The organism is Eubacterium sp. AM05-23 (assembly GCF_003477535.1).
Taxonomy (GTDB): domain Bacteria; phylum Bacillota; class Clostridia; order Eubacteriales; family Eubacteriaceae; genus Eubacterium; species Eubacterium maltosivorans.
On record NZ_QUDF01000028.1, the window covers coordinates 1 to 3,399 of the forward strand.

At 52.5% G+C, this 3,399-nt stretch carries 3 protein-coding genes; all 3 read right to left on the reverse strand.

Annotation, left to right across the window (positions count from 1 at the left end; all coding sequences use genetic code 11):
• The coding region (gene wecB / locus DW091_RS19850; protein WP_118519111.1) for a UDP-N-acetylglucosamine 2-epimerase (non-hydrolyzing) at positions 1-1,106 on the reverse strand (1,106 nt) is incomplete at its 3' end.
• A gap of 31 nt (positions 1,107-1,137) precedes the next feature.
• On the reverse strand, positions 1,138-2,379 hold the full coding sequence (locus tag DW091_RS19855; RefSeq protein ID WP_118519112.1) for a capsular polysaccharide biosynthesis protein CapF: 1,242 nt from the start codon (positions 2,377-2,379) through the stop codon (positions 1,138-1,140).
• Between the two features lie 4 nt (positions 2,380-2,383).
• Positions 2,384-3,399 (reverse strand): nucleoside-diphosphate sugar epimerase/dehydratase (locus tag DW091_RS19860; RefSeq protein ID WP_118519113.1); only part of this gene is annotated, 1,016 nt, incomplete at its 5' end.

The following is a 3,399-nucleotide window of genomic DNA, read 5'->3' on the forward strand; positions in this document are numbered from 1 at the left end:
TTCTTCACAATCCCCGCATAACTCTGAATCACCTTCACCACCTTCACACTCACGTTGGTGTCGGCGTAGTCCTCGGCCATGACGGTCTCTTCTTTGTTTTCAAACATGTTTACGGCCAGCTCTACGGCCTGCTCCACTTCTTTTCCGGTGATCCCGCCGATGACGATGGTGCCTTTGTCTAAGACTTCTGGGCGTTCGGTACTCGTTCTGATGAGCACGCCCGGGAAGTCGAGCATGGCGCTCTCTTCGGACAGGGTGCCGGAATCGGAGAGTACGCAGTAGGCGTTTTTCTGAAGCTTGTTGTAATCAAAGAAGCCGAAGGGCTGCATGCTTGTCACCAGGGGATGAAACTTGAAGTTTCTTTTCTCGATGATGTTTTTACTCCGCGGGTGGGTGGAGTAGATGACGGGCTTCTGGTATTTTTCGGCGATGTGGTTGACGGCTTCCATGAGGGACAGGAAGTTGTCTTCGTGGTCGATGTTTTCTTCCCGGTGGGCGGAGAGCAGGATGTATCCTTTTGGCTTCAGGTTCAGTTCTTGCAGGACTTTTGATTGCTCGATCTCTGTTTCATGATCTCTGAGTACTTCGCGCATGGGGCTGCCGGTCACGAAGATGGTTTTTCCGTCCAGGCCTTCGTTTAGGAGGTAGCGTCTGGAGTGCTCGGTGTAGGGCAGGTTGATGTCGGCGATGTGGTCGACGATGGTGCGGTTGACCATTTCGGGCACGTTCCAGTCCCAGCACCGGTTGCCGGCTTCCATGTGGAAGATGGGGATTTTGAGGCGCTTGGCGCTGATGGCGGACAGGGCGGAGTTGGTATCGCCGAGGATTAACAGGGCGTCGGGCTTTTCTTTTTTCAGGATGTCGTAGGACTTGGCGATGATGCTTCCCATGGTTTCACCCAGGTCTTTGCCCACGCTGTCCAGGTAGTGGTCGGGGGCTCTCAGGCCCAGGTTTTCGAAGAAGACCTGGTTGAGGGTGTAGTCCCAGTTCTGTCCGGTGTGGACGAGGGTATGGTTAAAGTACTGATCGCATTTTTTGATGGTGGCGGAGAGTCTTATGATCTCGGGCCGGGTGCCTAAAATGGTCATGAGTTTGAGTTTTTCCATCTTTTTTCTTGCTTTCCTTTTTTATTTGTTTTTACACTTCTAAAAAGTAGGTGTCGGGTTTTTCGGGGTCGAAGGCTTCGCTGGCCCACATGACGGTGATCATGTCGTCGTCGCCTTCGTTGATGATGTTGTGGGTGTAGCCGGTGGGGATGTCGATGACTTGGAGCTTGTCGCCGGTGACGTGGTAGGTGATGACGGCTTCTTTTGCTTCTGTATTGTTGGTCACTTTCCGGAACTGGATTTTGCCTTTGCCGCTCACGACCAGGAATTTTTCGTTCTTGGTGTGGTGCCAGTGCTGGCCTTTGGTGATGCCGGGTTTGGAGATGTTGATGGACACCTGGCCCCGGTCGGGGGTTCGGATGAACTCGGTGAAGGAGCCTCTTTCATCGATGTTCATTTTTAAAGGGTAGCTGAACTGGTCTTCTGGCAGATAGCTCAGGTAGGTGGCGTAGAGCTTTTTGGTGAAGGGGTCGGACAGGTCGGGGACTTGAAGCTTTTCCCGGCTTTCTTTAAAGGACTGGATTAACTGAGCGACTTCTCCCAGCTTGACTTTGTAGTCTACGGGAACGGTGCAGAACTGTTTTCCGGTCGCAATGCGTTCTTTATTGATTTTCACGACGTTGATGACGTCGTCTTTGAAGGCTTTGACCTGTTCTTTTTCTTCCCGGTGTTCTCTGCCGCTCAAGGCTTTTAGCAGCTCTTCGACGAGGTCGTCGATGTAGACGAGATTCAACATCACCTCGGGGTCGTTGACCTGGATGGGCTGTCCTCTTGCGATGTGGTGGCAGAAGGTGGCGATGGCGCTGTTGTAGTTGGGCCGGCTCCATTTGCCGAACACGTTGGGAAAGCGGTAGACGAGGACTTTGACGTTGTTTTCGCGGCCGTAGTCAAAGAGCCGGTCTTCTCCGGCTTTTTTGCTTTTGCCGTAGGGGTTGTCCAGGGCGGCCTGGATGGAGGAGGCGAGCATGACGGGGGCTTTGTTGTTGGCCTTTTTTAATAAATCTAATAATGTGCTGGTAAAGCCGAAGTTGCCGGCTTTGTATTCTGCGGGGTCTTTGGGTCGGTTGACGCCGGCCAGGTGGAACACGAAGTCGCATTCTTTGGTATACTGTTCTAAAAGTGTGGGTTCGGTGTCCACGTCAAAGGGCAGGATTTCCAGGGTGTCAGGGTCGATGCCGGGGTATCGGTTGGTTTTCTTTTCTTTGATATTGTTAAGCTCGGCGATGAGGTTTTTTCCAATGAAGCCTCTGGCGCCGGTGATGAGTATTTTCATGTTTTTACCTCGCTTCCCATTCGGCGAGTTCGTTACGGATGTATTCTAGAGAAAGCAGCTTTTCTTTGATCTGTTTGACATTTAAGAGCTCGGTGTTGTCGGAGTTGAACTCGGTCAGTTCGGTGCGCTTCTGGTTGCCTTCTTTGAAATATTTATCGTAGTTTAAATCGCGTTTGTCGGCGGGCACTCTGAAGAAGTCGCCCATGTCGATGGCGTGAGCGCACTCTTCGTTGGTCAGAAGGGTCTCGTACATTTTTTCGCCGTGGCGGATGCCGATGATCTTGATTTCGTTGTGGGCGTGAAAGAGTTCTCTGACGGCTTGCGCTAACACTTCGATGGTGCAGGCCGGGGCTTTCTGGACCATGATGTCGCCGTTTTCGGCGTGCTCGAAGGCGAAAAGAACGAGCTCCACGGCTTCTTCCAGGCTCATGATGAACCGGGTCATTTGGGGTTCGGTGACGGTCAGGGCCTGGCCGTTTTTGATCTGCTCGATGAACAGGGGAATCACGGAACCTCTGGAGCACATGACATTGCCGTAGCGGGTGCCGCAGATCAGGGTCTTATCGGGATCAACGGTTCGGCTTTTTGCCACAAAGACTTTTTCCATCATGGCTTTGGAGGTGCCCATGGCGTTGATGGGATAGGCGGCTTTGTCGGTGGACAGGCAGATGACCTTTTTGACGCCTTCTTCGATGGCGGCGGTCAGCACGTTGTCGGTGCCGATGACGTTGGTCTTGACGGCCTCGATGGGAAAGAACTCGCAGGAGGGCACCTGCTTTAAGGCGGCCGCGTGGAAGATATAGTCCACGCCGTGCATGGCGTCCTTGAGGCTTTGAAGGTTCCGCACATCGCCGATGTAATATTTGATTTTGTCATCATTGTACTGATGACGCATGTCGTCCTGTTTTTTCTCATCTCTTGAGAAGATGCGGATTTCTTTGATGTTGGTTTTTAAAAAGCGGTTGAGCACGGCGTGGCCGAAGCTGCCCGTGCCGCCGGTGATGAGTAGGGTTTCTCCTT

Excerpts from the sequence above, each read along its gene's own strand:
- DW091_RS19855 (WP_118519112.1), bottom strand. The coding sequence starts at position 2,379 with ATGAAAATACTCATCACCGGCGCCAGAGGCTTCATTGGAAAAAACCTC.